This is a genomic window from Noviherbaspirillum sp. FW303-A3 (assembly GCF_058788695.1).
Genome location: NZ_JBYTAZ010000001.1, coordinates 2,612,207 through 2,636,533, shown reverse-complemented (window position 1 = coordinate 2,636,533; position 24,327 = coordinate 2,612,207). Strand labels below are relative to the sequence as shown.

Sequence of the window (24,327 nt, the reverse complement as noted above, 5' to 3'; positions counted from 1 at the left end):
GTATCTTGTGGCCGCTCAAGGGCTGACAGCGCCCGGTCTGCCTGGCCGCAACGGGCGGGCGTCCGGACGACAGGCGAAAAAAAAGCCCGCTGACCTTGCGGTAGCGGGCGAATCCAATTCAAGAAGAGTTGGAGGAGACAGGAAGAATAATACTGCTCCGCAACAAATGCCGCCGCTTTATTCTGGTGATGACAATCATTCACAAAGCTGATAACAGCGGCCAGTAAAAAGCCCGCAGGGCTTTCGCCGAGCGGGCTTCCGTGTCTCCTTCGATCATCCTAGAATCGGATTTCTTTATTTGGTGGCCGAATACTACACGGCTTTAACTAAAAACAAAAGTGCGTTTATCGAACACGCACCGAATTTTCGTCATTTTCCGATGCAAAAACGACTGAAAATTACGCCAAGCAAGTCATCCGGCGTAAATTCTCCGGTGATGCTGTTCAGACGCTCCTGCGCGATTCGTAATTCTTCCGCGAACAAATCGAGCGCATGGTCGCTGGTCTGGTTGTTTTTCGCGACATGTTCCGCCGCAACCTCAAGATGGTCGCGTGCCGCCTTCAGCGCCAGCAAATGGCGCTCGCGCGCCAGGAAGCGCGACTCGCCCGTCTGCTGCCAGCCCGCCACGCGCAGCAATTCCGTGCGCAGCAGGTTGATGCCGCGCCGGTCGGTCGCCGACAGATAGACATGCGTGGCGTCCGGCATGCGGTCCACCGTCGGCTTGTGGCCGGACAGGTCGATCTTGTTCCACACCCGCAGCACCGGCACGTTGTCCGGCAGTCGTTCCACGATCTCTTCATCGCCGCGCGTCGGTCCGCGGCTCGCATCCAGCAGGTGCAGGATCACGTCCGCCTTGTTCACCTCGCCCCAGGTGCGCTCGATGCCGATGCGTTCCACCTCGTCGCCCGCGTCGCGGATGCCCGCCGTGTCGATGATGTGCAGCGGGATGCCTTCCATCTGGATCGTCTCGGTCACCTTGTCGCGCGTGGTGCCGGCAATGGGGGTGACGATCGCGACTTCCGAGCCGGCCAGCGCATTCAGCAGCGAGGACTTGCCGACATTCGGCTGGCCCGCCAGCACCACGTTCAGCCCTTCGCGCAGCAACGCGCCCTGCGATGCCTGTTCGAACACTTCATTCAGCGATGCGCGGATGCGCTCCAGCTGGCCGCGCGCGTCCGACTTCTCGAGGAAATCGATTTCCTCTTCCGGGAAGTCCAGCGTCGCTTCCACCAGCATGCGCAGATGGATCACCTTGTCGACCAGGTCATGGATGGTTTTCGAGAACACGCCCGACAAGGAGGCGGAAGCCGACTTTGCCGCGGCTTCCGTCGATGCCTCGATCAGGTCGGCCACTGCCTCGGCCTGCGCCAGGTCGAGCTTGTCATTCAGGAAGGCGCGGTGCGTGAATTCGCCCGGCTGCGCGACACGCAGGCCGATGTCCTTGCCCGCTTCCAGGCAACGCGACAGCAGCATCTGCATCACTACCGGCCCCCCGTGGCCTTGCAGTTCGAGCACATCCTCGCCGGTGTACGAATGCGGCGCCTTGAAGTAGATGGCGATGCCCTGGTCGATGGCCGTGCCATCCGCATTCCGGAAAGGGAGATAGGTCGCGTAGCGCGGTTTCAGATCGGCCGTGCCGCAGAGGGCCTGCATCACGGGCACGATGTTCTTGCCGGAGACGCGCACGACGCCGATGCCTCCGCGACCGGGAGCGGTGGCGATGGCGGCGATGGGGGAAGAGTCGAAGTTCATGGGATGATTCTAGAGTTGGGGGCGGTTGCTGATCAAATGAAAATGCAGGACGCCATGGAAGCCGCGCACATTTGCAACACTCTGCATACCGTAGAGGGGAGTAAATCGCACAAACAAAAAAGCCCGCGCATCGCACGGGCTTTTTCAGTCATCGAAGCGATCAGGCCGGCTGTCCGCTCTCGATCTTCTTCGTGATCACCCACTGCTGGGCGATCGACAGGATGTTGTTCACCACCCAGTACAGCACGAGGCCTGCCGGGAAGAAGAAGAACATCACCGAGAAAATGATCGGCATGAACAGCATCACCTTCGCCTGGATCGGGTCCGGCGGCGTCGGGTTCAGCTTGGTCTGGATGAACATCGATGCGGCCATCACCAGCGGCAGGATGTACCACGGATCCGGCGACGCCAGATCCTGGATCCAGCCGAGCCAGGGCGCATTGCGCATTTCGACGGAGGCCAGCAGCACCCAGTACAGCGCGATGAACACCGGGATCTGCACCAGGATCGGCAGGCAGCCGCCCAGCGGGTTGATCTTCTCGGTCTTGTACAGCTCCATCAGCGCCTGGTTCATCTTCTGCGGATCGTTCTTGTAACGCTCGCGGATCGAGGTCATCTTCGGCGTCACGGTCTTCATCTTCGCCATGCTGCGATAGGACGCGGCGGACAGCGGGAAGAAGGCCAGCTTGATGAGGATGGTCAGCACGATGATGGTCCAGCCCCAGTTGCCCAGTACCTTGTGGATCTGGTCCATCAGCCAGAAGATCGGCTTGGCGAGGATGGTCAGCCAGCCGTAGTCCTTCACCAGCTCCAGGCCCGGCGCCAGCTTCTCGAGACGGTCGGTTTCCTGCGGACCCGAGTAAATCGTCGCATCCATCGAACCCGTCGCGCCCGGTGCCACGGTGCCCATCGGCAGGATGGTGCCGACCGAGTACAGGTTGTTGTCGACCTTCTTCGTGTAGATCTCGCGCTGCGCCTTCTGCGCCGGCAGGATCGCGGATACGAAGTAGTGCTGCACCAGCGCCACCCAGCCTTCATCCGACTTGGTGGCGTGCTTGGCCTTGCCCTTCTCGATGTCTTCGAATTCCATCTTCTGGAATTTCTCGGCTTCGGTATACACGACCGGGCCGGTGAAGGTGCTGTAGAACTGCGACTCGCCTTCCGGCTTGTTGCCGTCGCGCAGCAGCTGCATGTAAACAGAAGGAGCGATCGGTGCGCCGCTGTTGTTTACCACATCATGCTTGATGCCGATCGCGTAATCGCCCTTGCGGAAGGTATAGGTCTTCACCAGCTTCACGCCGCCCTGCTCGGACTCCAGCACCAGTTGCAGCTCATCCTTGCCGTCCAGCGCGCGCGGGCCTGCCTTGGCGACGAAGCCCGACTTGTGGTTCGGGAAATTGCCGCCGATCAGGCCGGTTTGCGCGAGGTAGGTGTGCTTGGTGCCCGAATCGAACAGCACCATGTTCTTCGTCTGGTCGACGGTGTCCTTGTGCTTGAGCAGCTCGAGGCGCTTGAGCTCGCCGCCGACGGTATCGATATCCGCCTTCATCACGTCGGTGGTGATGGTGATGATCTCGCTCTTGACCGGCGTCGGGCCGCCGGGAACGGCAGCGGGCGCCTGCGCGGTCACGGTCGGCTGCGGCACGTCCGACTTGGCCGCCGGTGTGCCGCCGGCAGCAGCCGGCTTGTCCGCCTGCTGCGTCGTGTTCGGGAAGAACATCGACTGTTTTCCGGTATAGCGCATCCAGTTGTCCCACAACAGCAGCAGGGACAGCGAGAACACAACCCACAGGATGGTACGTTGGATATCCATAGTTCTTTATTGTGCTTGAGTAATCAGTAATTCAATGATGCTGGCAGGCACAGTCCGCATGCCCGTCCGCCGTCTTCTTCGGCACCGGATCCACGCCGCCCGGATGCCACGGATGGCACTTGCACAGGCGTCTTGCCGCGAGCAGGCTGCCCTTCGCCGCGCCGTGTTCGCGGATCGCTTCGGCGGCGTAGGTGGAGCAGGTCGGGTAGAAACGGCAGTTCTGGCCGAGGAAAGGACTGATGCCCAGCTGGTACGCGCGCAATAGTAGCAGCAAAAGCGTCTTCATCACCGGGATTCCGCATCGGGCGAAGGGCGTTTCATCGCCTGCGAACCGAGCAGCTGCGCGAGTTCGCGCCGCAGCTCGGCCTTGAGCTTCGCGTTGGTTGCCGGACCGGCTTTGGAATTCACGGGCTGGGACAGGCGGACGATGCAATCGATCGCCGGCAGGGTGGACTGGCGGAACAGTTCGCGCGTGACGCGCTTGATCGTATTGCGGGTCACCGCGCGCGGGGCGAAGCGCTTGGCGGCCACGATGCCCAGCCTGGCGCGGTCCAGCTCGTTGCGGCGCGCATAGAGAACGAAATGCGCGGTCCGCTGCACGGGCCGCAAACGAAAAACGGATGAAAAATCATCCGTTTTCACGATGCGCCGGGTGCGTGCGTAGTTGTGTGAACGTTCTTCGCTCACGCCGGCAGCTTTTGGGTGCAGTGCTTGGCTTAGACAGCCAGGCGCTTGCGGCCCTTGGCGCGACGGGCGTTCAGCACGGCGCGGCCACCGCGGGTAGCCATACGGACACGGAAACCGTGGGTGCGCTTGCGGCGGACGACGGAAGGTTGGTAAGTACGTTTCATTTTGGTCTCGCTAAAGCAAAAATGGGTGGGAATCACGCGGCCCATTCTTGTCTTGTGAACGCACACAAAACGCAACAGGCAGTGAACCCGCAATTAAACCTCAATTTCTGCTTGTATGTCAATTACTTAGGGGCTGCGCTTGGAATCGCCGATATATGTAGCCTGATGAAGCGAAGCGCAATCCGGGATCAGTGCCTATTCGGCTCCCCCGGATTGCGCTTCGCTCCATCCAGGCTAGCTTTTAGCGAACGCCATGACATTTCCGCTGGTAATAGGTAATACCCCCACCTTCCCTAAGCCCAAATTATCCACATTGGCAAGCACTTTTTTATGTCGAAAAAATGACGCAGGCTGTGGATAACTGCGTGGCCCGGCGTTAGAATAGCCCTCCCTGTGGAAGCCGGCCCGGACCGCCACGCCGCTCCCGCACCCCACTGCGCAGACCAATCCGCCTCGGCCCGGACTGTGCAGCGGACTGCCGGAGGAGAGCAGGACGAAGGGCCTTGTGTATTTTCCACAAAGCAAACATTAGAAAAAATTCATGGAAAATTTTTGGCAGACTTGCTCCGCGAAACTGGAGCAGGAACTTACGCCTCAGCAGTTCAGTGCCTGGATCAAGCCGCTCGTGCCCCTCGATTTCGAGGATGGCTGCCTGCGCATCGCTGCGCCGAACCGCTTCAAGCTGGACTGGGTCAAGACGCAATTCGCCAGCCGCATCACCGCCCTGGCTTCCCAGCATTGGGAGCAGCCGATTGATGTCCAGTTCGTGCTCGATCCCCGCACCAATGTCGCCCGCAAGCCGTCCCCGGCACCTGTGCAGTCGCCCTCGGCCGCGCTCGCGCTGGCCGGCGGCGGCAACGACTATGCCGACATGCCCGACGTGATCGAGCGCGTTGATATTGTCATCGAGGAAACAAAAAAGCGCGACCAGAGCAAGATCAATCCGGTCCTGACCTTCGAGAACTTCGTGACCGGTAAGGCCAACCAGTTGGCTCGCGCCGCAGCCATCCAGGTCGCGAACAACCCGGGCGTGTCGTACAACCCGCTGTTCCTGTATGGCGGCGTCGGCCTCGGCAAGACCCACCTGATCCACGCCATCGGCAATCAGCTGCTGCAGGAAAACCCGAACGTCCGCATCCGCTACATTCACGCTGAACAGTACGTTCGCGACGTAGTGACCGCTTACCAGCGCAAGGGCTTCGACGATTTCAAGCGTTACTACCACTCGCTGGATATGCTGCTGATCGATGACATCCAGTTCTTTGCCGGCAAGAGCCGCACGCAGGAAGAATTCTTCTACGCGTTCGAAGCATTAATTGCCGCAAAGAAGCAAATTATCATCACCAGCGATACCTATCCGAAGGAAATCACGGGCATGGATGATCGCCTGATTTCCCGTTTCGACTCCGGCCTGACAGTCGCGGTTGAGCCGCCGGAGCTGGAAATGCGGGTCGCGATCCTGCTGAAAAAAGCGGCATCGGAAGGCGTGGTGTTCAACGACGACGTCGCCTTCTTCGTCGCCAAGCACCTGCGCTCCAACGTCCGCGAACTGGAAGGCGCGCTGCGCAAGATCCTCGCTTACTCGCGTTTCCACGACAAGGACATCACGATCGATGTTGTCAAAGAGGCACTGAAAGACCTGCTGTCGGTCCAGAATCGCCAGATTTCCGTGGAGAACATCCAGAAGACCGTCGCCGACTTCTTCAACATCAAGGTCGCCGACATGTACTCCAAGAAGCGTCCGGCCAACATCGCCCGTCCGCGCCAGATTGCGATGTATCTTGCCAAAGAATTAACGCAGAAAAGCCTGCCGGAAATCGGCGAACTCTTCGGCGGCCGCGACCACACCACGGTCCTGCACGCCGTCCGCAAGATCGCCGCCGACCGCTCCAAGAACCCGGAAGTGAACCACGAACTGCACGTCCTTGAGCAGACCCTGAAAGGCTAATCCACAGCTGCCTGTTGGCCTGTGGATAACCTTTCAACTCCCTTTGCCTAAATTTGAAGCAGCGCCTCCCCGGCGCTGCCGAACCTCTTGTAAAGCAAGCAAAAATCCCTCACTTTGGTTTCTTGGACACCCCCCTTTTCTGTCAAAATAGAGGTTGTTTTGCATTTGTTTGACCGGGCGGGAATCTGTCCTTTTTAGACCTGCCTTTTCACCCTGAAGTACAGCACTGTCTCAACTCAATTACTACAAGGACAAAAGCATGCAATTGGTCAAAACCCAACGAGACACGCTTCTCCGACCGCTGCAGATCGTGAGTGGTATTGTCGAGCGTCGGCACACGCTGCCGATTCTGGCCAATATCCTCATTCGCAAGGACGGCGAAAAGGTCTCCTTCCTGTCCACCGACATCGAGGTGCAGATCACCACGACCGCCGACGTCGGCAGCGGCGGTGAAGTCGCCGCGACCACCGTCGCCGCGCGCAAGCTGCTCGACATCCTGCGCGCACTGCCCGACTTCGGTGACGTCACTCTCTCGCTGGCCAACAAGCGCATGACCGTCCAGTCCGGCAAGTCGCGCTTCGCGCTGCAAACCCTGGCCGCCGAAGAATTTCCGACCGTCGCGCAAGCCGAACACTTCAATGCCAAGGTCACGCTGCCGCAGAAGACGCTCAAGCACCTGTTCAACATGGTGCACTTCGCGATGGCCCAGCAGGACATCCGCTACTACCTCAACGGCCTGCTGCTCGTCGTCGACGGCAAGAACGTCATCGCGGTCGCGACCGACGGCCACCGCCTCGCCTTCTGCCAGGTCGAGACCGACCAGAATTTCCAGCGCCAGGAAGTCATCATCCCGCGCAAGACCATCCTCGAACTGCAGCGCCTGCTCGAAGACAGCGACCAGCCGGTCGACCTCGAGATCGCCAGCAACCAGGTCAAGCTCACCTTCGCCGACATCGAACTGATTTCCAAGCTCGTCGAAGGCAAGTTCCCGGATTACACGCGCGTGATCCCCAAGGGCTACAAGAACAACTTCACGATCGATCGCCAGACGCTGCTGCACGCGCTGCAGCGCGCGGCCATCATGACCAGCGATAAATTCAAGGGCGTCCGCTGCATCATTGCGCCGGGCAGTCTCAAGATCAGCTCCACCAACGCCGACCAGGAAGAGGCAGTGGAAGAACTCGAAATCGATTACGGCGGCGACACCGTCGACATCGGCTTCAACGTCTCCTACCTGCTCGACGTGCTGAATAACCTCAAGTGCGACAACATCAACGTTGCGCTTGGCGACGCTAATTCATCGGCGTTGATCACCGTACCGGACAACGCCGACTTCAAGTACGTCGTGATGCCGATGCGTATTTAATGATTTAGAAAAGACAATTCGCAAAGGGGGCTGCCGTGGGTAAGGCGAGCCCCTTTGCCACATTTATGGAAATCCGAAATTCTTAGCTGATTGGTTCTCGAACCCTTTGCGCCGGCCTGTAATCAGGCTCCCTTCTCCCGCAGGCGGGAGAGGGGAGAAAAATCCCGGCGCCAAGGACGAGCAATCAGCCAAGCCGTTCTTTAGCAGCATTTCGTTTTAGAAGGTAGCCATGTCCGCACTCCCCCAAGAAGCACCGCGTGAGCAACAACCGACCAGCTCGTACAGCGCATCCTCGATCCAGATCCTCGAAGGCCTCGAAGCAGTCCGCAAGCGCCCAGGCATGTACATCGGCGACACCTCCGACGGCACGGGCCTGCACCACCTCGTGTTCGAAGTGCTCGACAACTCCATCGACGAAGCGCTTGCCGGCCACTGCACCGAGATCCACGTCACCATCCACTCCGACAACTCGATCTCCATCACTGACAACGGCCGCGGCATTCCGACCGGCATCAAGTGGGACGACAAGCACGATCCCAAGCGCAGCGCCGCAGAGATTGTGATGACAGAGCTGCACGCCGGCGGAAAGTTCGACCAGAATTCGTACAAAGTCTCCGGCGGCCTGCACGGCGTGGGCGTCTCTTGCGTGAACGCACTCTCCAAACTGCTCAAGCTCACCATCCGCCGCGACGGCAAAGTGCATCAGATGGAATTCTCCAAGGGCGTGGTCCAGAACCGCGAACTCGAAGACCAGGAAGGCGTGCAAGTCTCCCCCATCAAGGTCACCGGTGAAACCGACAAGCGCGGCACCGAAGTCCACTTCTGGGCCGACGAAGAAATCTTCACGCACATCGAATTCCACTACGACATCCTCGCCAAGCGCATCCGCGAACTGTCCTTCCTCAACAACGGCGTGCACATCAAGCTCACCGACCAGCGCACCGGCAAGGAAGAAGACTTCGCGTTCGAAGGCGGCACCCGCGGCTTCGTCGAATACATCAACAAGAACAAGAACGTCCTGCACCCGACCGTCTTCCAGGCCACCGGCGAGAAGGTCTCCGACCAGGGCACCATGATCGGCGTCGACGTCTCCATGCAATGGAACGACGCGTTCAACGAGCAAGTCCTCTGCTTCACCAACAACATCCCGCAGCGCGACGGCGGCACCCACCTCACCGGCCTGCGCGCCGCGATGACCCGCGTCATCAACAAATACATCGACGAAAACGACTTCGCCAAGAAAGCGAAAGTCGAAATCGCCGGCGACGACATGCGCGAAGGCCTCACCTGCGTGCTCTCCGTCAAGGTCCCCGAGCCCAAGTTCAGCTCCCAGACCAAGGACAAGCTCGTATCAAGCGAAGTGCGCGGCCCCGTCGAGGAAATCGTCGCCAAGACGCTCACCGACTTCCTCATGGAAAAGCCCAACGACGCCAAGATCATCTGCGGCAAGATCGTCGAAGCCGCCCGCGCGCGCGAAGCCGCCCGCAAGGCACGCGAACTGACTCGCCGCAAGGGCATCATGGACGGCCTCGGCCTGTCCGCCAAGCTGGCCGACTGCCAGGAGAAGGACCCAGCGCTGTGCGAACTCTACATCGTCGAGGGTGACTCCGCAGGCGGCTCCGCCAAGCAGGGCCGCGACCGCAAGTTCCAGGCGATCCTCCCGCTGCGCGGCAAGGTGCTCAACGTCGAAAAGGCCCGCTTCGAAAAGATGCTCTCCTCCGAGCAGATCACCACCCTGATCGCCACGCTCGGCACCAGCATCGGTCCCGACGAATTCAACGTCGACAAGCTGCGCTACCACCGCATCATCATCATGACCGACGCGGACGTCGACGGCGCCCACATCCGCACCCTGCTGCTCACGCTGCTGTACCGCCAGATGCCCGCCCTCGTCGAGCGCGGCCACGTCTACATCGCGCAGCCGCCGCTCTACAAGGTCAAGCACGGCAAGGACGAGCGCTACCTCAAGGACGCGGTCGAAGAAGCCAGCTACATGATGCAGATCGCGCTCAACGACGCCGCGCTGATCCCGACCGAAAACGCCAACCCGATCATTGGCGACGCACTGGCCGAACTGGTTCGCCAGTACAACACCGCCAACGCCATCATCATGCGCCTGGCGCGCGCGATCGATGAGGCAGCACTGTCGGCCATCATGACCGGAGTTACGCTCAACCTCGACACCGCCGAGAATGCCGACGCATCAGCCAAGGCACTCGAAGCAGCGATCAACGACCCGAGCGTCGAAGTCATCGTCAAGTCGGACGAACTCTCCGCCAAGCACCTGCTGCGCATCCAGCGCCGCCACTTTGGCAACATTAAGGTCAGCAGCATCGACGCCGACTTCGTCCACGGCCCCGACTACCTGGTCCTGTCCGCCGCCGCCGCCACCTTCAAGGGCCTGATCGGCCCGGGCGCACTGGTCCGCCGCGGCCAAGGCGACAAGGCCAAGGAAATCGCGATCAAGGACTTCCACGAAGCGATGAACTGGCTGCGCGACGAAGCCGAGCGCGGCGTCTCCAAGCAGCGCTACAAGGGCCTGGGTGAAATGAATCCGGAACAGCTGTGGGAAACCACGATGGATCCGAATGTGCGCCGGCTGTTGAAGGTGCAGATTGAGGATGCGATTGCTGCCGATCAGATTTTCACGACGCTGATGGGGGATGATGTTGAACCCCGTAGGGCGTTTATTGAGACTAATGCGTTGCAGGCGGGGAATATTGACGTTTGATGTTTTCGCCATGTCGAAAAAATGGGCTCCTTGTCAGGCTGTGTAAAAAGTCTGACGTTGGCACTCAACAAATTGCCCCGCTTTGGCGGGGCAATTTGTTTTTTGAAGTAGAAATCGGGCTCAGGCCCGCAGTGTCTTCGTGAGTGTTTGACTTCCGATCATGTGCACCACGCGCTTGAGGTTATAAGCCATTACAGCCAGGCTCAATTCGGCGCGTGCTCCCTTTAACCCGCGCAGTAACAACCGGGCATTGCGCAGAATTTGCTGCTTGATGGTCCCAAATGGGTGTTCGACGGTCTGGCGTCGCAGGGCCATCATGTGCGGCGCCGCTGCCACGCGTACCGCATTGGCCTGTACAGCCTCTTCGTGCCAGTGACGGCTGACCAGGCGCCGGCTGCTGACGGTGCATTTCCCCTTGTGCGGACAATTGGCGCAGTCATCCGGGGAGGCCGCATAGATCACCGACTTGTCCTGGCGGCACACCTGTTTGCGCCTGAGGATCTTGTTGGCCGGGCAAGTAAAACAGTCCCTACTGGCGTCGTAGCGAAACATCGCCTTGTCGTACAGCGTGCCATCACCTTGATTGTTCGGCGTGTGGGATGGCGCCACATAGCCGGTCATCCCCATGTCCTGCAGCGCCTGCAAATGCTCGCCATTGGCGTAACCAGCGTCGGCGACTACTTCAGGCTGGGTCTGGAGCACCTGGGCGACGCCTTGCGCCATCGGCATCAGTTGCCCCACATCCGACGTGTCATTGCACACTTCATGATGCACGATCAGATGGCTGTCGGTGTCGACTGCTGTTTGCAGGTTGTAGCCCGGTGCCCCATGCAGCGATTTCATCGCGCGCGCCTGCGGCTCCGTCAGCACGCTCGATGTGGCCTTGCCTTTGGCTAGCCGGGCCACTTCTGCGCCCACTTCATCCTGACGCTCGCGTAAGCGCTTGAGCGCCCGCCTGAACGCGCCGGCGCCGGGGCTGCCTTGCTCCTCTTGCCGGTCTGCGGCTTCCAGCTGCTCCAGATAGTGCGCTACTTCGCTCGCCAGTCGCTGCTGTTGGCGCTCCAGATCGGCCGCCTTGCCAACCGCCTTGCGCGAGGCGACGGCTTGAACCTTGCTGCCGTCAATGGCCACCACTGTGCCGCCCACCAGCCCGGCGCGCCTCACAAACTGCACAAACGCAGCGCAGCTTGCCACCAACGCCTCGCTGTTGTGTCGCCGGAAATCGGCAATCGTCTTGTGGTCCGGCACCAGTCGTCCCAGCAGCCACATGCATTCGACATTGCGCCGGCATTCCCGCTCGAGCGCGCGCGATGACCGGATGCCATTCAGATAGCCGCACAGATACAGCTTGAGCAAATCGCCCGGGTCATACGGCGGCCGCCCCAGTATGCCCGCATGGGCTTTGCCAAAACCCAGTGTTCGCAGATCGAGCGCGTTCACCCAGGCGTCAATGACCCGAGCCATCGCGTCCTCCTCGATCAGCTCGTCCAACTTCACTGGAAACAACACTGCCTGATCCCGGCTCTCTCCGCCACGATGTCCCATGCCTGACTCCCAAAAACAAAATCCCCGTCCAATTCACATTGGACGGGGATTGATTGCTTTGGTTTACCGGCTACAAGGACTTTTTACACAGCCTGTTGTGAGCCCATTTTTTTTTGGATATACGAAAACATCAATTAGCCGCAGAACCTTCTTCAATCAAACCGCGTTTCACATTCTCCAAAATATACAGTGCCCGCTTGGCCTCGAGCGGCATTGCAGCAACAAGTGCCATCTTTCCCTGGACGTCTGATTCCCTCGTCAATATCTCGACCGCAGCCTTTTTCGATACGTCACTGGATAAGCGCGTGATATCCGCACCCAACATTCGCGCTCCCGCAACCTCGTAATCGAAATCCGCTTCATCGAGCAGGTGTGGAAATTCTTCGTATAGCCGATCCTGATTGCCCGCATCAACGTAATGCCGGGCAATCAATGTAAAGTCATGCGCATCCTTGCGCGGTGCCAGCACATGCCGTTCATTCCAGGCAAACAGCTTCAGCAAGGCCAATGCAGGCAACGAAATGACGTTAATCTCGACACCTCCCGGCAATTTTGCCTTGAGAGCATTTTTGTAGGCCTCGTCAAATCCAAGAACCGTCATGATGGTATGGTGATCCGGTGGCCATGAAATAACCCCTTCCTCATCAGCGATCCTCCCGAACGGAATCAGGTCGATCACGAGACTGCTCCCATACTTCAAGCGATGCGCCGGTTGTTGTGCCGAGAACTCTCCTGTAGAAACGAGCCGTGCCTTCAACGCTTCGAACTCATCCCACGTATTCACCATCATTGCCCAATCGACGTCCTCTGTTCTTCTGCCGGTGTTGATGCCATAGCCATGGAACAGGATCAGGTCGCGCGCCATCGCCCCAGCCATGAAGACGGGAATACCCAAAGCATTGGTCTCGGCCAGGACGACCCCGGACAGCCGGGCTACCAGGGCGAGGTCAGGTTTGTTCGATAAATCGAGCGAGATACTTGTCATGGATGATGCGTGCGGTTTCGAGATTTCGATCGTCAGCGGTGGCGAGCAGGTCGGCATAAGCCAGCAGCGGAGGTACAAGACCAGGGACTTCTGAAAAATCGAAGTGCCAGAACACTTCGCGAAGCTCCACGTCTCCTTCCGCGTCTTTTACCAGGCGCAGCTTCTTGAACAATTCACTCTGCACATCCGGATCTCTTTGCATATAGATCGTCGTGATCGCAGGCTTGAGATAACCCGTCAGTCTTGCACCTGCAGTTTCGCCGCCCCACAGAGCGCCACGCACAGGCAGTTCGCCAGCGGTCTGCCGATCCTGCGACAGGGAGCGAAAGCGGCCGATCAACAATTTGGGCCGAAGCTGTTTTGCATAGCCCTCGACCCATTGCTCCAGCAACTTGCGCTGGTCGATGAGCTTGCGTCCCTGCGAGCCAAGTTCGAGCAGGTATTTCTCATCCTTCAGATCACGCATGACCCAGCCGACCGTTCCCAATGCGACACCCGCTGCCGCTGCGATATCGCGGTAGGGAGCGTCAACCAACTCCGGCTTGCATAGCAGGGCGAAGATCAACTTGAGTCCGCCCGGTTGGAAGGCGCGTGCAACGCGTGAATCCGCCAGAGGCTTTTCCGGCCTTTGCCCGGTTATCCAGATGAGTATGGGGGGCGCATGGATATAGGCATTCCCTGCGGCGTCAATGAACTGGATGTTCAATTGGCGAAGCCGCTTCGCAACAGGCGGGGCGATGTATTCCGTCACGAGCAAGGGACGGTCGTGGTGGGCGAGCCGATGAGCGATCGAGCCGACGTTCGTCGAATTCACATGGCGCGTGCATTCAACAAGGTATGTGACAGTCTTGTTGCCAAACCGCAAATCAATCTCTGCATCGCTTGTCTGCGAAGGGCGAATGTCTGTCTTGATCCCCACCCCGAGCGCGAGTCCATGGAACGCTCGCACGGCTGAGTCGAGCAAGGCTTGCTCCGCGGTTGACGCTGGATGGATAGCTGCCATGGCGACCCCGATGTTCATTATTGCGAAGTGTACACTAATAATGAACAAACTCAAAAAATGAACAATGGCAAGCTGAACCATAATGCAAAGGCGTCGAACTTGCCAGTTTAATTCCGCAAAGAAGGCAGGTATTAAGCAAAATTGGAGATGTTTAACGGTTTTGACACTTAAAGAATTTACATGAAATCAATGAGTTATAAAGCTCATGAATGGAGATGAAAGGCTGATTTTGAAGTTTAGGAAAGATCGAGGCTCATAAAGCAAACCACACTGTCGGCCATCATGACTGGCGTCACGCTCAACCTCGACACGTCCGAAAGCGCCGACGCCTCCGCGCAGGCATTGGCCGCGGCCATCTACGACCCGAGCGTTGAAGTCATCGTCAAGTCCGACGAACTCTCCGCCAAGCACATGCTGCGCATCCAGCGCCGCCACTTCGGCAACCTGAAGGTCAGCACCATCGACGCCGACTTCGTCCACTAGGAGACAGATCGGATAGTCGTACAAAATCCCCCTAAATCCCATTATCATGGGATGGTTATTTTCAGGAAACATATTAAGTTGCTGCTTAAGTTGCTGCCAAGGGGAAATGGGGCCCTGTATTCACAGAGGCGTTCTTTTTAATCGGTAGCAGGGCGAAAAGAGATCCTGATGACATTAGGGGAAAGCATGGCGAGCAGCGACAAAAAGCTTCCTTTCAATATCTACCTATTGAAATATAAGGTAGACGACAAAGGTGCAAACCAGCTTCGAGAACCAAAGGATTTTTTGGCGCGCCCTTTAACCGGCTCGGGCAAGCCAAAGCTTATCAGCTATGACCACTATCCTTTGGCTAATGATGGAAAGTCGCTTGGAGACTTGTATATCAGGAAACCTCACTCCGAGACAAAACCTGACTGGGTAGGACTGTTGGAGGCGTATGTTGCAGAACCTGACAAGCTTGCAAAACTGAAAAACAAGAGTGTCTCGGCCATCCTTGTCATAGAGGTAAAGGGGCGCCAGTTTGCTATAGCCTTTGGTCACGGGCGCTATATGCTGCATGCGGGTGCTTATGAAGCACGATTCGGATTAAGGGCAACATTAAACAGCATTTCACCAGACAAGGTCGCTTCCTTGGACAAGCAAACATTTGATTCGACTCCAAGGTTGACGAGGGAGCAAACCCTGCGAGCCGTGTCGATAACTGAATATGGCATCGATGTGGAGCAGGATTTGTTAAGGGCTAAAGGTACAAATGATGCTCGCAACGGACTGTGTCTGTGTATTCTGCATCATTGGGCGTTTGATAACGGCCTGTTTGGAATAAATAGAGATAGAAAGATCTTGGTTCCAAAGGCCATTCGTGCACTTTCCCAGAACAAATCGATCGCGGACTTGCATGATACGAAACTGCAAGAGGCGCGAGAATCGCATTTAAGGGCGGACCCAAATGCATTGCAGTGGCATTTGGAAAACGTTGTGCAGGGCATTTAGGTTCGCAGATTTATAAGGGCTGCCAAGGCCACTAGTATTCCGCTTGGTTGAGAACAGGACGTTGATTCTCTGCACGGAGAGCTAGATCAAGGGAAACATGGATGATTCAAGTAGATCACAATGAGATTCGAGAATGGACTGCGAAAAGTGAACATCTTCTCATTAAGAAGCTTTCACGAAACGACTGCAGTTGGGCAGATGGAGCGGAAAATGGCCACCAGAATGGTGTGTACATTCCACGAGAAATTCGCGAATCTGACTTCTTTCCCACACTAAAAAATCTAAATTCCCTCAAACCTCATATCTTCGAAGCAAGGTTTGGCACACTTTGGCCCCAAACAGGCGAAGTGAAGGAATCAAGGCTTACGCATTACTCGAACAAGGGGACGGAAATGCACTTTACTCGCGTGCCTCGAGAAGTGTTTTCCGAATTAACCCCAGCATCGTTGCTAATTGGAGGCGTGCTTCGCGAAGCGATCGGTGAAGTATGCCACTGGTTCCTAGTCATTGATTCTGCTTCGGACGAGGCGGAAATGTTGGAAACGGTATTTGATCTTGAATCCAATTTCCACTTCGGTTTGTTTGATCCAATGTCGGTAAGCCAGCAGCCAAGAGATGAAACAGATCAGCTTATTGATGAGCTCACATCTCACCTTAAAGCTGGCACGTTGGATAGGTATATTTCATCAGTGTGCAAACTTCCTGCGCCTCAAGACCTGGCACGGGATGCGCAGCTCATGTACTTGAAACAATATGGATTAAGTCGATTGGATCCGTATGTCATCGATAACCCGGGTGACGCAATTATGCAAATTAGTCGGGATATTGAGTATCGCTTATATAAGAGAGCGGAGCTTCGACACCGCGCCGCAGAGGTCATCCGAATCGTCACAGATGGGGATAACGTCGTTTCTACCGTAGTCAGAAGATTTCCAGAGTTGGATGCATTGTTCCTAAGTGCTAGCCAGCTTCGTAAATCTCGTGCTGGACGTTCATTCGAACAACATATTTCTCGCATCTTGAGCGACGGCGAGATACCGTTCGAAGAGCAGCAGGTAACTGGCGGGCGACGCCCCGATTTTGTTCTTCCAGATCTAAAAGTACTGAACGATACAAAGCGGCCTTTTACCGATGCGATAGTGCTCTCAGCGAAGACAACTTTGCGCGAGCGCTGGAAGCAGATCGTTATGGAAAAGTTTAACTGTTCGCTTTTTCTGGCTACGGTTGATGATCGCATCTCGTCAGAGGCGATCGAGGATATGAACAAGCAGGGAATATGTCTCGTAGTGCCGGAATCGCTCAAAAAGTCTAAGGAGACCTGCTACAAGGATAAGACGAACGTCATAACATTTCGCGATTTCTTTGACACCGAGATTGCAGCGAAGCGGAGTGGCTTGCGGAAGATGGTATTTGGAAACGCAGATTCACGCGGACTGAACAGTCCTATTCTAAGCTTGAGTCGACAATCTGATGATGAAGTGTGTTGAGCTTTTTTTCGTTAAGTTCACACTCCCAAATAACTAAAACCCGCCATCCTGCACGTTTTAAGAGGCGACGTACCTCACTATCTCGACGAACATTGTCGTCAAATTTCTTTTGCCAGAATTCTGAATTGCTTGCTGGAGTCGTAGCGTAGCGGCAGCCTCTGTGGCGGTGCCAGAAGCAACCATGAATGAACAATGCAACATGGTGCTTGGGGAAAACAAGATCCGGCTTGCCAGGTAATGTTTTCACGTGGAGGCGATACCGCAGACCTTTCGAATGGAGGAATTTGCGCACTGCCATTTCCGGCAGTGTATTTTTGCCGCGAATTCCCGCCATCATTCGACTGCGAGTCTCCTTGTCGACCACATCAATCATCAAGCTGCCAATATTGGAAGTTCGGGTTGCAAATCGTTTTCAGCGCAAATGAAGGGGCGCATTACGCGCGCCATCTCTTGCATTACGTCTACGACCACAGAATTCCCGAATTGTTTGTACGCTCTTGTGTCTGATACGGGAATGATGAACGAGTCAGGAAAACCCATCAGACGCGCGCATTCGCGAGGAGTGAGGCGCCTCGGATTTTTCTTTTTCCCTTGGTAGACCAGTATTTCAGAACCGTCCTTGTAGTATCGCGCCGAGAGAGTGCGGGTTACCGAATCTTCGTTTACAAGACCGAATCCAAAGCCATTGCCTTTTGCTCGATGCTTCTCAGCATAGGCTTGCAGGTACGACCATAGCCCGTCCGTCAAAGTGTACTTATCGTTGACCTTTTTGGTCTTATAGTCAAAGAATCGGTCTTGGTCCCAAGGCAGGAACGGCTCTGTTCCGTCAGTCTTGTGAAGAATTTCGCCGAGCTTCTTGGTCCCTTTCGGCGGGAGATCGAGGATATCCCAGTCGAACGCCACCGGCTCCTTGAAACCCACAATAATGATTCTTTCACGGTGCTGAGGGACGAAGTGTGCACCGTCAATTACGCGGTAGTGGACGTCATATCCGAGCTCATGCTTTAGCGTGCGATGAATGACGTCAAACGTACGGCCCTTGTCGTGTGACCGAAGGTTCTTCACGTTCTCAAGCAGAAATGCACGCGGCTGTTTCTTGGCAATGATGCGAGCCACGTCGAAAAAGAGAGTTCCTTGCGTTTCATCGGCAAATCCGTGTGCTCGGCCTAGAGCGTTCTTCTTGGACACACCGGCGATTGAGAACGGTTGGCAAGGAAATCCGCCCAGCAATACATCGTGATCTGGGATGTCATTCTCATCGACCGCCGTGATGTCGCCCGCAATTGAATGCCCACCCGGGTAATTGGCAGAATATGTTTTCTGCGCGTATGAATCCCACTCACTTGTAAATATGCAGCGTCCCCCGACTTCCTCAAAACCGATTCGGATGCCGCCAATGCCCGCAAACAGATCGATGAATGTGAATGCCGGTTCGCTCTCGTCGAACGGCAGCTCCAGCGGGAGCATTCGCTGCAGTGCGTGTACGACGTATGCCGGCGGATGCGATTGACGCACTTCCCAACGTCGTACCGTTCTAACGTCAACACCCAAAAGCGATGCAATTTCTGCTTGTGAATGGATCTTGCGGGCTGCGGCGAGATAGTCGTATGCCGCCGTGGAGTTTGATAGAGTGTGAAAGATCGTTGCCATGGGTTCGCTGGGAATAATTGCGGACATTATGACTGGTATTTTTCCCAAAAGCGACCCAAATTTGGGGCCGCTGTTGGTAAGTCACCACTTATGACTGTGTATTTATACAGTAAAAATGGGGCGAGATAAATGCTTTTGGCACAGGAGGCGATCGATCTTGGGATCTTTTCAACTGGTAATAGGTCAATCCTAGCCAGCCGTCATTCCCCTACAACTGCGCCTCCTGATAATCCAAAATCTCCTCCTGATGCCGCATCACCTCATCACTGATCTCATTCCCCCGCCACAGCCGAATCAGTTCCTTGCGTTCCGCCTTGATCGCCGCGCAGCGCAGCTGCCATAACAATGCATCCTTCGGCGTTTGTTCCGCTCCCTCCGCAGCACCCAGCGCGACGTGGTTGGCGATTTCCATGCGCAGTTCATCCGCCCACTCCGGCGGCGCCTTTGCATTGACCCAATGCGCATCAACGGCAGCGATCGCCGCTGCACGCATGGCTGCGCGGACGCGCTGTTGCTCCTCGGCTAACGACCAGTCCGCGCCCACCTTCAGTTTCCGTATCAGCGGTGTCAGCGTGAGTCCCTGGCCGACGAGGGTCGCTGCAATGACAAAGAAGGTGATGAAGATGATCAGGTAGCGTGCCGGGAAGGGCTCGCCGTTCGGCAGGGCGGCCGGCAGCGCGAGTGCGGCGGCGAGCGAGACGATACCGCGCATGCCGCACCAGCTGATGATCGCGAGTTCGCGGTTGCGTGGCTTGGGCGCCTGTTCGTGGAGGCTGCCGCTCAGCCAGCGCGGGAGATACGCCACCGGAAACACCCAGGCGAAGCGGACGGCGACGGCCACCAGGGTGATCACGCTTCCCAGCATGAACAGTTCGGACAGCGAATACAGGTGCAGCTTGTCCATCACGCCCGACATCTGCACGCCGATCAGGATGAAGATCAGGCTGTTGAGGATGAAGACGAGCACGTTCCAGACGGAGCGGGCCATGATCCGCATTTCCGCCGAGACGATTTCCGGCGCATACCGCCCGCGCACGAGCCCCGCCGCGACGACGGACAGCACGCCGGAGACATGCAGCGATTCGGCGGCGATGTAGGCGGTATAGGGAATCGTCAGGACGGCGATGACTTCGATGAACGGGTCGTGCAGGCGGCGATGGATGGCGATGTACACAAACGCCAGGATCGTCCCGATCACCAGGCCGCCGGCCGACACCAGCGCAAACTGCGCACTCGCCTCCGCAAACGAAAAGGCGCCGGTCAGCACGGCGGCGATCGCGAGCTTGTAGATGACCAGGCCGGACGCGTCGTTGACCAGGCTTTCGCCTTCGAGAATGGTGACGACATGCCGGGGGATGTTCAGGCGGGACAGGATGCTCGTCGCGGCCACGGCGTCCGGCGGCGACACGATGGCGCCAAGCACGAAGGCGGCGGCCCAGGGGGCCGACGGCACCATGAACTTGAGCGCGAAGCCGACGGCCAGCGTGGTGGCGATGACCAGCCCGATGGCCAAGAGGCTGATCGGGCGGATGTGGGTCTTGAAGTCGGTCCACGAAGTCAGCAGCGCCGCCTGGTACAGCACCGGGGGCAGGACGATCACCAGGATGAGCTGCGGGTCGAACGGAAACTGCGGCAGGTTCGGGATCAGGCCCAGCAGCGCACCACCCACGACAAGGGCAATCGGGTAAGGCAGCTTGAATTGGCGCGCGAGCCAGCTGAGCGCGGCGGCGCAGATCATGAGCAACAGGACGAGTTCGAGCAGGAGCATGGGATATCTGTTTGAATAACCGGTCTGAAACGTGTGAAGCGCATGCCTTCTGGGAAGGACGGACCGGTTATTGTGGCAGGAATCCGTTGCTCTTTGGAAATGAGGTTTAATACAGACGCAGCCGTTGCGACCCTGAATGCAAGAACAGCCCATGGACATCATCTACAGCCCCGACCACCACGCCCACCGCGGCGAGTTCGAGTTCTACCGCGGCGAACTCGTCCCCTGCTTCGAAAAGCCCGAGCGCGCCGACTTCGTCTTCAAGGCCGTCACCGACCACCAGATCGGCCCGGTCTCCGCGCCCAACAGCTTCCCGCTCGCACCCATCGAACGCGTGCACGCGTCCCGCTACCTGCGTTTCCTCGAACGCGCCTGGGACAGCTGGGCCGCTCTCGGCAACACGCGCGACGCGATTCCCGCCGTGTGGCCGATCCGTGGGTTCCGGCATGACGTGGAGCCGGACAACTTCATCGCCCAGCTGGGGATGTATTCCTTTGATAGCGGTACGCCGTTCACCTCCGGCTCCTGGCGTGCGGCGCGGCTAGGGGCGGATATCGCGTTGACGGCGCAGAAGCGCATTGCGCAGGGCGCGCGTGCCGCCTTCGCCTTGTCCCGTCCGCCCGGCCACCACGCCGGTCCGGATTTCCTCGGCGGCTACTGCTTCATCAACAATGCGGCTGTCGCTGCGCAGGCGTTTCTTGACGGCGGTGCGTCGCGCGTGGCGATTCTCGATGTCGATTACCACCATGGCAACGGTACGCAATCAATCTTCTATGACCGCGCCGATGTGCTGTTCCAGTCCATTCATGGTGACCCGAAGACGGAGTACCCGTTCTACCTCGGCCACGCCGACGAAATCGGCGCCGGTCCTGGCCTTGGTTTCAACCAGAACTATCCATTACCGGCGGGCAGCAACAACGAACAATGGTTCACGGCGGTCGATGCCGCATGCAAGCGTATTCTGGACTATGCGCCGGACGCCCTGGTGATTTCTCTCGGCGTGGACACCTATGTTGGCGACCCGATCTCGAAATTCCGGCTCGATGCGCCGGAATACCTGCGCATGGGCAAGCAGCTCGCCGGATTGGGGCTGCCGACGCTATTCGTGATGGAGGGCGGGTATGCTGTGGCGGAGATTGGGGGGAATGTTGCGCATGTGCTGCGCGGGTTTCGGGATGTGGCAGGGTGAGTTCGTAAGGGATATCTTGTCGATTTCCCCCCGTGTAGTGACTACTTATAGCTTCTAGTAAACGCAAATCTCTGTTTCTTTGCGCTCTCTGTATTCCGCGAATATTCTTCTAGTTCTTGAGTGCGTTGATCAGTGAGATCAATGATGCAAATATCATGTGCCACGCCATTGCATAAACTGTTTTCACACTGACTATCCTCTTGTACCTGGTCACACTTTTCGTCCCGCCAGTCAATCCATTCTCTTTGAGACGACCTGAGTAACGATTTCGAACTCGTGCTCAATTCCGACATTAGCTTCTTATATGTCTTGTTAAGCTTTATGTCTGCTGCTTTAAATCGGACACACGCTTTCTCGTTCGTCAATGGGGTCTCGTGGACATTGCAGGCGGCAAGTGATTCTTTAGAAAACAGAACGCCGGCGAATGTAAGTAAGACAAGCAAACCATTAAATTTCGTATGTTGATAAGTCATACAGGTCCTCAGCAAGAAATCCGAGTTCGTCATTCATGAGCCGCTTGGCCCAGGTTTGTGGTGTGCATTCGGGCATGGACATCTGGGGGGTACTGGCTCGGTGAATACCGGAATGCGGATTGCACAAGCGCTCGCGAACAAAATGCCTCTCGAGCGATTTGCGCGGTTTTCGCTAGAACGTCTCTAGTAGCGCAGACGATACGTTGTCACTTTGGTCGGTACTTCTCGAACAGGGTGACTGGCTTGCCTTTGCTTGTAGTTACCTGCCGGTGTCCCGGCACGAGTGCATCTGCGTCAAGGACGCCGCCATTATTCAGTACCCATGCTTCGGCAATGCGTTTGTGAAACACCCAGTCGCGGAGCGTCGTGTCATAGCGGAACGTTATGTAGTCGGTCCAGTGTGCGCCGCATGCGACGCTGTTCTGGACTGTGAAATAGGCGCCTTTGATGGCAAATCCGGAAGCATCCTCGCCAAACTCTTCGAACGGATCGCACTGACCACCTTGATCTGCTGAGAAAATCACATGATCATTGCGCCGGGCAAGGGTAATGGTGCCTGCCGCATTCTGGATCAAGAGGAGCAGGGGGCGCAGTGGCGCGGCGAGTGTTTTTCTTGTGATGTCAAGTTCGTCTGCCCGATGCAGTGCCACCAAGTGGTCACTGCGCCCGTCACCGTTCAGGTCGCCACTCGCATGCAATAGAACTTTGTAACCTGTCGGAAGGTGGTCTAAGACAGCTTGGGGCAACGTTTCGGCAGACGCCGTAAAACTGGCGCCAAGCAAAGTGGAGAAGAAAACTTGTTTAAGTTTGGGCAAGCTCATAGCGGCGGGTTAATTGTGTCGCTTGAATTTCCGCTTGTTTCTACGGCTTCGTCATAATTCGTCGCGGACAAGAAATGCCGGGTTGCCCAGATGAGCACTGTCCTTTTGTTCGTGCGAATAGAAACATCAAGACGTTATTAGGCGACACTGTTTTGTTGCTGTTACCTTGCGATCTCCTGCAAATGCGTTTTAGCCGATTTGATATCTCTGGATTTTCCAGTACTACGAATCATTTGTGCAAGCTCTCTTTCGGCGCGGATTAATCCATCTCGAGTTACTGAAAAAACGGCGACATTTCTTGACTTGCCTGCGCCCTCGAATATTCCGAGAAAGTAAGTTTTCTCGCCCTTCTTTGCTTTGCTCGATGCCAAGAAGTCGATGCACTTACCGTCTTCTGTAAAAAGATCACTGCTGAATTTTGCAAAACTTCCACTATTCTCGACTACAAAGAAACATTTCTGCCGCGTGGTATCTTTCAAAACGGAGAATGAACTGTCTCTCTCAAATACAAAATCTCGGTCGAGAAAATCCATATCTGGGGTCATGCGTTGGACCATCATCGATTTTGCTAACCGTATTCCATCGTCTGCTGTCGCCATGTACCAAGTACCATTTGGACCGATGCGCTTAGAATTTTTTTTAACAAGCTCTACAGGAATATTTAATTCGTTTAATTGTTTGTCTACAACATAGCGACCGTCCTGGTCTCGATAAATAAAAAAGAATCGGTCGTTAATTTCGTCTCTAGTTTCTTTTTCCGTATATACGAACAGGAGGTACGCTTTGTCCATTAACTTAAAAAATACTGCGTCTTTAATGCCAGCACAGTGAGGATATGGATCATCTGGCTCGCTCATCAAAATCTCGATAAAGCTCAGTTCACTTGCCTTCTGAACTAGCACTCCACAGCTGGGGGAATTTGCGCGCTTGCTAAAAAAATGAATCGGAAGAATGTCGGGAGATGGCACCGCGAAGTTCATCTTACTTTCCGATAAATTCCATTCATTTTTTTCTAAAAAAGCTGAGACGATCTTGGCTTCTTTATCTATAGCGTTTGCATTAAGCGTCGAAAAAATGCTGATAAATAGAAATGAAAAAAACTTCGTCATTGAGATTTTGCCTTTGCGTGTTTAATCATTGCCTCAGTATTCTTAAAGCCGAAACGAGGTTTCTTAATCGGATTACTCTCATTCAGTTCTAAGAAGCGCGCATATCCCGCTTTGCTATTGGCCTGATCTTTATGGAGACCTTTTTTTGGGGAAGTGGGGTCACTCCAATAACCGAAGGCGAAAGAAGGGTCCCGTTTTTCATATATCGCACTCTTTGTGAATGAAAGAGGAGCGTCACTCTTGTTCTCTTTAACCTTGCATACCCCCGTTGGCCGGTCAAAATCCCCCACTTCTGGCCACCCCAAAATCCCCCACCTGAGGCCCGCGTAACGGCACTGTAGAGGCCGTTTCTGGCGCCCGGGA

General features: G+C 56.3%; 21 protein-coding genes. 7 read left to right on the top strand and 14 right to left on the bottom strand.

What is annotated here, in order from left to right:
* Positions 1 to 369 precede the first annotated feature (369 nt).
* The 5 genes from mnmE to rpmH form a co-directional block, all read right to left on the bottom strand.
* Complete coding sequence (mnmE, locus tag AC3WOY_RS12745; protein WP_492424281.1) at positions 370 to 1,752, bottom strand: tRNA uridine-5-carboxymethylaminomethyl(34) synthesis GTPase MnmE; 1,383 nt, start codon at positions 1,750 to 1,752, stop codon at positions 370 to 372.
* A gap of 160 nt (positions 1,753 to 1,912) precedes the next feature.
* Positions 1,913 to 3,565 carry a membrane protein insertase YidC gene (yidC, locus tag AC3WOY_RS12740; RefSeq protein WP_492424279.1) on the bottom strand — a complete coding sequence of 551 codons (1,653 nt, stop codon included), beginning with the start codon at positions 3,563 to 3,565 and terminating at the stop codon, positions 1,913 to 1,915.
* A 31-nt stretch (positions 3,566 to 3,596) separates the two neighbouring features.
* Positions 3,597 to 3,851 carry a membrane protein insertion efficiency factor YidD gene (gene yidD / locus AC3WOY_RS12735; protein ID WP_492424277.1) on the bottom strand — a complete coding sequence of 85 codons (255 nt, stop codon included), beginning with the start codon at positions 3,849 to 3,851 and terminating at the stop codon, positions 3,597 to 3,599.
* The gene (gene rnpA / locus AC3WOY_RS12730) at positions 3,851 to 4,252 is read right to left on the bottom strand and encodes a ribonuclease P protein component (protein WP_492424275.1); all 402 of its coding nucleotides are present in this window, start codon (positions 4,250 to 4,252) and stop codon (positions 3,851 to 3,853) included. Before rnpA ends, yidD begins: the two co-directional genes overlap by 1 nt.
* A gap of 29 nt (positions 4,253 to 4,281) precedes the next feature.
* Positions 4,282 to 4,416, bottom strand: coding sequence for a 50S ribosomal protein L34 (gene rpmH, locus AC3WOY_RS12725; protein WP_040041456.1), 135 nt, complete (start codon positions 4,414 to 4,416; stop codon positions 4,282 to 4,284).
* 541 nt (positions 4,417 to 4,957) lie between these two features.
* Here rpmH and dnaA point away from each other — a divergent pair.
* From dnaA to gyrB, 3 genes are all read left to right on the top strand, one after another.
* Positions 4,958 to 6,364: a chromosomal replication initiator protein DnaA gene (gene dnaA, locus AC3WOY_RS12720; protein WP_492424272.1), complete on the top strand. Its 1,407-nt coding sequence runs from the start codon at positions 4,958 to 4,960 to the stop codon at positions 6,362 to 6,364.
* A gap of 259 nt (positions 6,365 to 6,623) precedes the next feature.
* Positions 6,624 to 7,730, top strand: a complete 1,107-nt coding sequence (gene dnaN, locus AC3WOY_RS12715; RefSeq protein ID WP_492424270.1) for a DNA polymerase III subunit beta — start codon at positions 6,624 to 6,626, stop codon at positions 7,728 to 7,730.
* A gap of 229 nt (positions 7,731 to 7,959) precedes the next feature.
* A complete protein-coding gene (gene gyrB, locus AC3WOY_RS12710; protein ID WP_492424268.1) occupies positions 7,960 to 10,461 on the top strand; it encodes a DNA topoisomerase (ATP-hydrolyzing) subunit B in 2,502 nt (833 codons plus the stop codon).
* A gap of 120 nt (positions 10,462 to 10,581) precedes the next feature.
* Here the strand turns inward: gyrB and AC3WOY_RS12705 are convergent, their stop codons facing one another.
* From AC3WOY_RS12705 to AC3WOY_RS12695, 3 genes are all read right to left on the bottom strand, one after another.
* Complete coding sequence (locus tag AC3WOY_RS12705) at positions 10,582 to 12,006, bottom strand: IS1182 family transposase (protein WP_492421647.1); 1,425 nt, start codon at positions 12,004 to 12,006, stop codon at positions 10,582 to 10,584.
* A 130-nt stretch (positions 12,007 to 12,136) separates the two neighbouring features.
* Positions 12,137 to 12,991 (bottom strand): nucleotidyl transferase AbiEii/AbiGii toxin family protein, encoded by an 855-nt coding sequence (locus AC3WOY_RS12700; RefSeq protein WP_492424266.1) that lies wholly within the window; start codon positions 12,989 to 12,991, stop codon positions 12,137 to 12,139.
* On the bottom strand, positions 12,954 to 14,075 hold the full coding sequence (locus AC3WOY_RS12695; RefSeq protein ID WP_492424264.1) for a type IV toxin-antitoxin system AbiEi family antitoxin: 1,122 nt from the start codon (positions 14,073 to 14,075) through the stop codon (positions 12,954 to 12,956). The genes AC3WOY_RS12700 and AC3WOY_RS12695 overlap by 38 nt, the downstream gene beginning before the upstream one ends.
* A gap of 174 nt (positions 14,076 to 14,249) precedes the next feature.
* Here AC3WOY_RS12695 and AC3WOY_RS12690 point away from each other — a divergent pair, with 174 nt between their 5' ends.
* The 3 genes from AC3WOY_RS12690 (at position 14,250) to AC3WOY_RS12680 (ending at position 16,954) form a co-directional block, all read left to right on the top strand.
* Positions 14,250 to 14,477: a hypothetical protein gene (locus AC3WOY_RS12690; RefSeq protein ID WP_492429285.1), complete on the top strand. Its 228-nt coding sequence runs from the start codon at positions 14,250 to 14,252 to the stop codon at positions 14,475 to 14,477.
* Between the two features lie 168 nt (positions 14,478 to 14,645).
* Positions 14,646 to 15,467, top strand: coding sequence for an HNH endonuclease (locus AC3WOY_RS12685; RefSeq protein WP_492424262.1), 822 nt, complete (start codon positions 14,646 to 14,648; stop codon positions 15,465 to 15,467).
* 101 nt (positions 15,468 to 15,568) lie between these two features.
* A complete protein-coding gene (locus tag AC3WOY_RS12680) occupies positions 15,569 to 16,954 on the top strand; it encodes a type II restriction endonuclease (protein WP_492424260.1) in 1,386 nt (461 codons plus the stop codon).
* Here the strand turns inward: AC3WOY_RS12680 and AC3WOY_RS12675 are convergent.
* The 3 genes from AC3WOY_RS12675 to AC3WOY_RS12665 all read right to left on the bottom strand — a co-directional run bounded on the left by AC3WOY_RS12675 (position 16,911) and on the right by AC3WOY_RS12665 (position 20,372).
* Positions 16,911 to 17,327: a very short patch repair endonuclease gene (locus AC3WOY_RS12675; protein WP_492424258.1), complete on the bottom strand. Its 417-nt coding sequence runs from the start codon at positions 17,325 to 17,327 to the stop codon at positions 16,911 to 16,913. The genes AC3WOY_RS12680 and AC3WOY_RS12675 overlap by 44 nt on opposite strands.
* Positions 17,327 to 18,604 carry a DNA (cytosine-5-)-methyltransferase gene (gene dcm / locus AC3WOY_RS12670; protein WP_492424256.1) on the bottom strand — a complete coding sequence of 426 codons (1,278 nt, stop codon included), beginning with the start codon at positions 18,602 to 18,604 and terminating at the stop codon, positions 17,327 to 17,329. The genes AC3WOY_RS12675 and dcm overlap by 1 nt, the downstream gene beginning before the upstream one ends.
* Before the next feature lie 208 nt (positions 18,605 to 18,812).
* Positions 18,813 to 20,372, bottom strand: a complete 1,560-nt coding sequence (locus tag AC3WOY_RS12665; RefSeq protein ID WP_492424254.1) for a Na+/H+ antiporter — start codon at positions 20,370 to 20,372, stop codon at positions 18,813 to 18,815.
* 151 nt (positions 20,373 to 20,523) lie between these two features.
* Here AC3WOY_RS12665 and AC3WOY_RS12660 point away from each other — a divergent pair, with 151 nt between their 5' ends.
* Positions 20,524 to 21,561 (top strand): histone deacetylase family protein, encoded by a 1,038-nt coding sequence (locus tag AC3WOY_RS12660; RefSeq protein WP_492424252.1) that lies wholly within the window; start codon positions 20,524 to 20,526, stop codon positions 21,559 to 21,561.
* Between the two features lie 41 nt (positions 21,562 to 21,602).
* Here the strand turns inward: AC3WOY_RS12660 and AC3WOY_RS12655 are convergent, their stop codons facing one another.
* The 3 genes from AC3WOY_RS12655 to AC3WOY_RS12645 form a co-directional block, all read right to left on the bottom strand.
* Positions 21,603 to 22,034 carry a lysozyme inhibitor LprI family protein gene (locus AC3WOY_RS12655; RefSeq protein ID WP_492424250.1) on the bottom strand — a complete coding sequence of 144 codons (432 nt, stop codon included), beginning with the start codon at positions 22,032 to 22,034 and terminating at the stop codon, positions 21,603 to 21,605.
* Positions 22,035 to 22,240: 206 nt separating this feature from the next.
* Entirely contained in the window at positions 22,241 to 22,855 is a 615-nt protein-coding gene (locus tag AC3WOY_RS12650) for a hypothetical protein (protein WP_492424248.1), read from the bottom strand.
* A 161-nt stretch (positions 22,856 to 23,016) separates the two neighbouring features.
* A complete protein-coding gene (locus AC3WOY_RS12645) occupies positions 23,017 to 23,964 on the bottom strand; it encodes a hypothetical protein (RefSeq protein ID WP_492424246.1) in 948 nt (315 codons plus the stop codon).
* Positions 23,965 to 24,327: the final 363 nt, after the last annotated feature.

What these genes read in the sequence shown, in the direction of transcription:
- AC3WOY_RS12660 (WP_492424252.1), top strand. Translation starts at nt 20,524, where the DNA reads ATGGACATCATCTACAGCCCCGACCACCACGCCCACCGCGGCGAGTTC.
- dnaA (WP_492424272.1), top strand. Translation starts at nt 4,958, where the DNA reads ATGGAAAATTTTTGGCAGACTTGCTCCGCGAAACTGGAGCAGGAACTT.
- dnaN (WP_492424270.1), top strand. Translation starts at nt 6,624, where the DNA reads ATGCAATTGGTCAAAACCCAACGAGACACGCTTCTCCGACCGCTGCAG.
- rpmH (WP_040041456.1), bottom strand. Translation starts at nt 4,416, where the DNA reads ATGAAACGTACTTACCAACCTTCCGTCGTCCGCCGCAAGCGCACCCAC.
- mnmE (WP_492424281.1), bottom strand. Translation starts at nt 1,752, where the DNA reads ATGAACTTCGACTCTTCCCCCATCGCCGCCATCGCCACCGCTCCCGGT.
- AC3WOY_RS12695 (WP_492424264.1), bottom strand. Translation starts at nt 14,075, where the DNA reads ATGGTTCAGCTTGCCATTGTTCATTTTTTGAGTTTGTTCATTATTAGT.
- AC3WOY_RS12685 (WP_492424262.1), top strand. Translation starts at nt 14,646, where the DNA reads ATGACATTAGGGGAAAGCATGGCGAGCAGCGACAAAAAGCTTCCTTTC.
- AC3WOY_RS12700 (WP_492424266.1), bottom strand. Translation starts at nt 12,991, where the DNA reads ATGACAAGTATCTCGCTCGATTTATCGAACAAACCTGACCTCGCCCTG.
- AC3WOY_RS12665 (WP_492424254.1), bottom strand. Translation starts at nt 20,372, where the DNA reads ATGCTCCTGCTCGAACTCGTCCTGTTGCTCATGATCTGCGCCGCCGCG.
- yidD (WP_492424277.1), bottom strand. Translation starts at nt 3,851, where the DNA reads ATGAAGACGCTTTTGCTGCTACTATTGCGCGCGTACCAGCTGGGCATC.
- AC3WOY_RS12655 (WP_492424250.1), bottom strand. Translation starts at nt 22,034, where the DNA reads ATGACTTATCAACATACGAAATTTAATGGTTTGCTTGTCTTACTTACA.
- AC3WOY_RS12645 (WP_492424246.1), bottom strand. Translation starts at nt 23,964, where the DNA reads ATGACGAAGTTTTTTTCATTTCTATTTATCAGCATTTTTTCGACGCTT.
- gyrB (WP_492424268.1), top strand. Translation starts at nt 7,960, where the DNA reads ATGTCCGCACTCCCCCAAGAAGCACCGCGTGAGCAACAACCGACCAGC.
- dcm (WP_492424256.1), bottom strand. Translation starts at nt 18,604, where the DNA reads ATGGCAACGATCTTTCACACTCTATCAAACTCCACGGCGGCATACGAC.
- AC3WOY_RS12650 (WP_492424248.1), bottom strand. Translation starts at nt 22,855, where the DNA reads ATGAGCTTGCCCAAACTTAAACAAGTTTTCTTCTCCACTTTGCTTGGC.
- AC3WOY_RS12705 (WP_492421647.1), bottom strand. Translation starts at nt 12,006, where the DNA reads ATGGGACATCGTGGCGGAGAGAGCCGGGATCAGGCAGTGTTGTTTCCA.
- AC3WOY_RS12680 (WP_492424260.1), top strand. Translation starts at nt 15,569, where the DNA reads ATGATTCAAGTAGATCACAATGAGATTCGAGAATGGACTGCGAAAAGT.
- AC3WOY_RS12675 (WP_492424258.1), bottom strand. Translation starts at nt 17,327, where the DNA reads ATGATTGATGTGGTCGACAAGGAGACTCGCAGTCGAATGATGGCGGGA.
- yidC (WP_492424279.1), bottom strand. Translation starts at nt 3,565, where the DNA reads ATGGATATCCAACGTACCATCCTGTGGGTTGTGTTCTCGCTGTCCCTG.